Below are 5,726 nucleotides of genomic sequence, written 5' to 3'. Positions count from 1 at the left end.
ACTCAGTGATCTGGTGGGCTTTTTTGCTTTTGTGGGTCCATAAAAGCGCTATCGAAACGCGACGAACTTGGGTTCCCGCCTTCGCGGAAACGACGGTTTTGAGCTTAGGTGCGCTAATCGCGATAACTATTGTGGCTTGCTGCTTACAAACGTCGTACCCGCCACTGGCGGCTACGACTTCCGGGACTCGGCGTCCCCTTGGCCGGAACCCAAGTTCAACGCACGCTAGCAAACCAGCAGCTACTCCAGCTCCAACAACCGCTTCACCACCTGCGCCATCTCATCAAGCCGATACGGCTTATGCATCAACTGCACGCGCTGGAAGATCTCTTCCTCCGCATCGCCCGGATACCCCGAAGCGAACAGCAGCTTCGCAGCCGGCAGACACTCTTCCATCGCCTGCGCCACTTCGTGGCCGCGCACCTTCCCCGGCATGACGATGTCCGTGAACAGCAGATCGATCGGCAGCCCTTGCCGGATGAAGCCCATCGCCGCCTCTCCATCCGCCGCCTCCAGCACACACAGCCCGAGCTTGCGCAGTACTTCCGCACTCGCTTCCCGCACCGGCGCCTCGTCCTCGACCACCAGCACATTGCGCATCCGCTCACCCGGCAGGGCGTCCGGCGCCACGGGAGGAAAATACATCGTCACTGTCGTACCAGCACCCGGACTTCCCGACAGCTCGATCTGCCCGCCGCTCTGTTTGACGAAGCTGAAAGCGAGACTCAGTCCGAGCCCCGAGCGACGGCTATCTGTCTTGGTTGTGAAGAAGGGTTCAAATGCGCGCCGCTGTACGTCTTCCTTCATGCCGCAGCCATTGTCGACGAGCCTGATCCGCATCCATTCCGGGTCGACGTCGTTCGCGCCCGGAAGGCGCGCGGTCTCGATCTCGATCACCAGGCGGCCATCCGCTCCCATCGCCTCGGCAGCGTTCTGCACCAGGTGAAGCATGGTTTTTTCGAACTGGGTAGGGTCGAGCGACGCCATCGGCAAAGACCCATTCGCGGAAATGCTCAATTTGCACTCACCCAGCACCTGCTGCAGCATTCCCCTCAGGCTGCACAGGTAGACCTCGGCGTGCAGCGTCATCGGCGCCAAGGCCTGTGGCCGTGAAAAGGCCAGCAGCTGCGCGGCCAGCCGCGCGCCGCGGCGTACACCTTCCGACGCGGCGTCGACACGGCGCACCGTGCGTTCATCCGCCCGATGCGATACCTTGAGCAGCTGCAGATGGCCATTGATCAACTGGAGCACATTGTTGAAGTCGTGTGCGATACCGCTGGTGAGCTCTCCGATGGCTTCCATCTTCTGCGCCTCATGCAGCGATGCCTGGGCATCCGACAACTGGCGTGTCCGTTCCAGCAATTCGGCCCGGCTTGACGCGAGCGCCTGCATCGCGCGATCGCGTTCGCGGATCGCCATGTAGGCGCGCGAATGCGCACGCGCCCGTGCCGCCAGCTCGATGCGGTCCGGCCACTTGACCAGGTAGTCCATTGCTCCGGCCGCGAAACCGTCCGCCTTGATGTGCGGGTTCTCGTTCGACGACAGCATGATGACCGGTATCGGCGCGAGCTCCGGATCCTCCTTCAGGCTGCGGATCACGCTCAAGCCGTCGACCATGGGCATGTGCAGGTCGACCATGATGACCGTCGGCGCGAATGCCCGCGCCGCCCGCACCGCGTGCACGGACTCGCTCTGGTATTCGATGGTCATGCCGGCCTCGGTAGCGAGCATGCTGTTCAGGAGTTGCGCGTTGAAGGGCTGGTCGTCGATCAGCAGGACACGGCAGTCGGTCAAAGTTGGGGACATGGGAGCTCAGTGCAGAGGCGTTGTCGCTGGCATGGCGGCATGCGCGATGCTGTCTTCCAGTTGCAGCAGGTCATAGGGTTTGGGCAGTACGATGATGCCGCTGTCCGCCGGAAGTTGAATGGCTTTTCCTTCTCCCGATGCGAGGATCACCTTGAGGGCGGGATGCGACGCGATCGCCCGAGCCGCGAGTTCGATGCCGGACATGCCCGGCAGGTTCAGGTCAGTGAACAGGACGTCGACCTCGCGTTCGTTCAGCACCGAGAGGGCCTGCTCGGCCGAGTCGCTGCCGCGTGCGTCATGTCCCAGTGCGGCCAGCAGTTCGCATGCCAGTTCGCGCGTATCAGTATCGTCCTCGACTACGAGAATGCGGCGTCCCGCCGGCATCTTCTCCAGCGCGGCGCCGGCCGGGGAAACAGGTGACGGCAAGGCCGGAGCCACGATGTCGAGTTGCTGGTGGATCGCCCGCGCAAGCTGCTCGCGGCTGTAGGGCTTCGGCAGCAGGTCGATGCCTGCCTCGATCGCCTTGTCCGGCAAGTGGCCCGACGTCAGCAGGATCGCGCAGTGAGGAGCGATGTCGCGGCAGCGGTCGACCAGCGTTGCGCAGTCGACCGATCCGGGCATCGACAGATCGCTGAACAACAGGTCCACGTGCACGCCACTCTGCAGTACCGCAAGCGCCTGCTGGGCATCGCCCGCGCGCAGCACGTGGTAGCCGAGGCTCGCGAGCATGTCGGTGGTTGCGGCCACCACCGCCGCGTCGTCGTCGACCACAAGAATGGTTTCGCCTACGCCGAGCACGGTCGCATCGTCCGCCACGTGCGCATCGGCGACGTCGCCATGCGAGCGCGGGAGGTAGATCAGGATCGTGGTGCCCTGGCCAGGCTGGCTCTGGATGCGGATTTCGCCGCCGCTCTGTTTGACGAAGCCATACACCATGCTCATCCCAAGGCCGGTGCCCTGGCCCGGCGCTTTGGTCGTATAGAAGGGATCGAAGATCTTCTGCACGACGTCGGGCGGCATGCCGCAACCGGTATCGGTGATCGCCAGGCAGACCTGGTCGCCCGCAGCGTCCTCGAGAGCGGCGTTGGCGAGACTGATGGTCAGCCGGCCGGCGCCCGACATCGCGTCGCGCGCATTGATGACCATGTTGAGGATCGCGTTCTCGAGCTGGTTGCGGTCCACTTCGACATTCCACAGGCCCGCCGGCTGCTGGATGTCGACCTCGATGCGGTCGCCGAGGGCGCGCAGGAGCAGCGAATCCATGTCGCCGATCAGGCGGCCGAGATGGGTGGCCACGGGCTGCAGCGGCTGGCGGCGCGCGAAGGCGAGCAACTGCGAAGACAGCTTCGATCCGCGCTCGACGGCCGCGATCGCACTTGCTACGCGCGAAGCGGACAGCTCGCCCATGCCGTCGATTTCCATCAGCTGCAGATTGCTCGAGATGATCTGCAGCACGTTGTTGAAGTCGTGCGCCACGCCGCTTGCCAGCTGGCCCACTGCTTCCATCTTGTGCGCCTGCCGCAGCGCGTCTTCCGCCTTGACGCGTTCCGTTTCCTCCAGCACGACCTTGCGTTCGAGCGACTGATTCAGCTCCCGCAGGGCGGCCTCGGCACGACGCAGATTGTCCTCGGTACGCTTGCGGTCTGTAATGTCGTAAGCGACGCCGAGATAACGGCGCTGATTGGCCAACGTGCCGCTCACCGGCTGGCCTCGGCGCGCGAGCCATCGCTGCTCGCCCGTATCGGCGCGACGGATCTGGTACTCGGCGTAGGCGATCGGATTGTCTTCGTTGCCAAGGCGGCTGGGACCGAGAAGGTGGCGGTGCGACGGCTCGATACGGCCGACGAGCAGCTCGGCGGTAATCTCGGTGTCGGCGTCGAATCCCCACAGGCGACGGTAGGCCTCCGAGACCTTCATCTGGCCGGTGGCGGGATACCACTCGAAGGTCCCGATCTCGCCGGCTTCCTGTGCTACCCGCAGCCACTCTTCGGTCAGGGCGTGCTCGGTGATGTCGATGCCTTCGATGAAGACGCCGCAGACCTCGCCGTTCGTATCCTTCAGCGGCTGATAAACGAAATCCAGCACCCGGCGTTCCATGGCCTCACCGCCGCCGCACTCCAGTTGCACCTCGACGTTCTGGCCGTAAAACGGCTCGCCTTCGCGGTACACCTGGTCCAGCAAGGCGACGAAGCCCTGTTCGACCACTTCAGGGAGGGCCTGCCTGACCGGCTTGCCGAGGATGTCCCGATGCTGGACCAGCCGGAGATAGGAATCGTTGGCCAGCTCGAACACGTGGTCGGGGCCGGTCACCACCGCCATGAAGCTGGGAGCCTGGCGGAACAACTCGTTAAGGAAGTCCATGTCGCCCGCAAGCTGGCGGTTGGCCTGCTCCAGCTTGAGGCGCAGCGCATCGAGACTCGTGTTGACCTCGGTAAGATGCTCTTCCTGGCGCCTGCGTTGCTGTTCGCCGCACACGCGCGCTGTGGTCTCGATCACGGTCGCCAGGACACCGCGCACCTGCCCGTGTTCGTCGACCGCAGGCGTGTAGTAAAGGTCGAACCAGACGTCTTTCGGTGTGCCGTCGCGATCGAGCACGAAGTGCTTGTCCTGGAAGGTCTGGACTTCGCCGGCAAAGCAGGCGTCGTGTACTGGCTTATTGAAGTCTTCCCAGGCTTCGGGCCAGGCATCGCGCACCGGCATGCCGAAGACACGGGGATGCCTGCCGCCTGCAATGGCCGCATAGGCATCGTTATAGATAAGCGTTCTGTCGTCGCCCCACACCAGGGCCATGCCGACAGGGGCGCGCAAGACCACTTCGACGAGAATGCGGAGGGTACCTGGCCACTGTTGCAGTGGACCGAGAGAACTGGTGCTCCAGTCGCGCGTGCGAATCAGGTTGGCCGTATCGCAGCGACATGCAGGCCAAGCGATCTCACTCATGATTGCCTCATCGTGGTGGAAGCACCGGGGATCGCACAGGTATGCAATGCCGACTGTGCTCAGGGATTGGGCCGATAGTGTAACACTGGAAAGAGCGGAACTACACGATTTGGCGAAGCGACAACTAACATGCGTCAAGCCAGATCGTTGTCATGCGGCCCTGGTTTCAGCGAGGCCCAATTTGCCGTTGAGGCGAAGTTCGAGTCTGTCCCAGAAGCGGTCATGCACAGGCAGCAGCAGAACGTTGCAGACAGGTTCCAGCACGGCGGCCATTCCGCCGAAGGCCAGCGATCCGGTCGCAAGATACATGACGGAGAAGGCGACCACAATGTGCATGGCGGTCTGGCTCAGCTTCTCGCCGGCGACGGCCAAATAGCGGTCTCGGCCGGTAGTCGCCCGCAGCCGGAAAGCGGCCCATGCCTTTTCGTGGAAAGGGAGGAGCAAGACATTGATCATTGGCTCGATGATGATCGCAAGGCCGCCGAAGACGACAGAGCCGGTCAACGCATAGGCAATCGCAAACGCGATCGTCATGTGGGTGATGACCTGGCTGGTTTTCTTCGCTGCGACGACCATGATGGGCTCCTCTCTTGCATCGTTATCACTACTGTGAGGTCAAATGATAGTGATTCTCGTTTATAGGGAAAAGCAATTTAAATTAAGGTAATTGATAGCGTGAGACTATTGTCGAGAGCGCTCAGCTGTGAAGGCGCAGCTGTCGCAAGCGAGCAACTGCCCTTGCGGGCCATGTCATCGTTTTGTTATAGTCTTGTTTCGCCCAACGCAGTCGCACTCCTTTGAGGATGCGAGTGAAAGGTGGAAAGAAAAAGAAGTTGACGAACATCGCAAAACACCGCATAATCTCGCTTCTCTGCTGCTGACGAACACAACGCTTCGTCGACAAGGCGGCACGACAGATTTCGAAGTTCTTTAACAATCAACAGTCGATAAGTGTGGGCGTTTGATGAAGGTGCCAGTGG

General features: G+C 62.2%; 4 protein-coding genes. All 4 read right to left on the bottom strand.

The annotated features are described in order from the left end of the window. Nucleotides 1-240: 240 nt before the first annotated feature. Nucleotides 241-1,806 carry a response regulator gene (locus J8847_RS23760; protein ID WP_211527157.1) on the bottom strand — a complete coding sequence of 522 codons (1,566 nt, stop codon included), beginning with the start codon at nucleotides 1,804-1,806 and terminating at the stop codon, nucleotides 241-243. Between the two features lie 6 nt (nucleotides 1,807-1,812). Beyond that, nucleotides 1,813-4,746: a response regulator gene (locus J8847_RS23755; RefSeq protein WP_211527156.1), complete on the bottom strand. Its 2,934-nt coding sequence runs from the start codon at nucleotides 4,744-4,746 to the stop codon at nucleotides 1,813-1,815. Nucleotides 4,747-4,896: 150 nt separating this feature from the next. Next, complete coding sequence (locus J8847_RS23750; protein ID WP_211527155.1) at nucleotides 4,897-5,322, bottom strand: DUF2061 domain-containing protein; 426 nt, start codon at nucleotides 5,320-5,322, stop codon at nucleotides 4,897-4,899. Nucleotides 5,323-5,507: 185 nt separating this feature from the next. Further along, nucleotides 5,508-5,726: hypothetical protein (locus J8847_RS23745; protein WP_211527154.1), on the bottom strand; the 219-nt coding region annotated here is incomplete at its 5' end.

Source organism: Massilia sp. AB1 (genome assembly GCF_018119385.1).
Taxonomy (GTDB): domain Bacteria; phylum Pseudomonadota; class Gammaproteobacteria; order Burkholderiales; family Burkholderiaceae_D; genus Telluria.
Note: the sequence above shows the minus strand (reverse complement) of the source record. Positions and strands in the feature narration are given on the sequence as shown.

Bases quoted from the DNA above. Each gene is read 5' to 3' on its own strand.
- J8847_RS23760 (WP_211527157.1), bottom strand. From the start codon at position 1,806: ATGTCCCCAACTTTGACCGACTGCCGTGTCCTGCTGATCGACGACCAG.
- J8847_RS23755 (WP_211527156.1), bottom strand. From the start codon at position 4,746: ATGAGTGAGATCGCTTGGCCTGCATGTCGCTGCGATACGGCCAACCTG.
- J8847_RS23750 (WP_211527155.1), bottom strand. From the start codon at position 5,322: ATGGTCGTCGCAGCGAAGAAAACCAGCCAGGTCATCACCCACATGACG.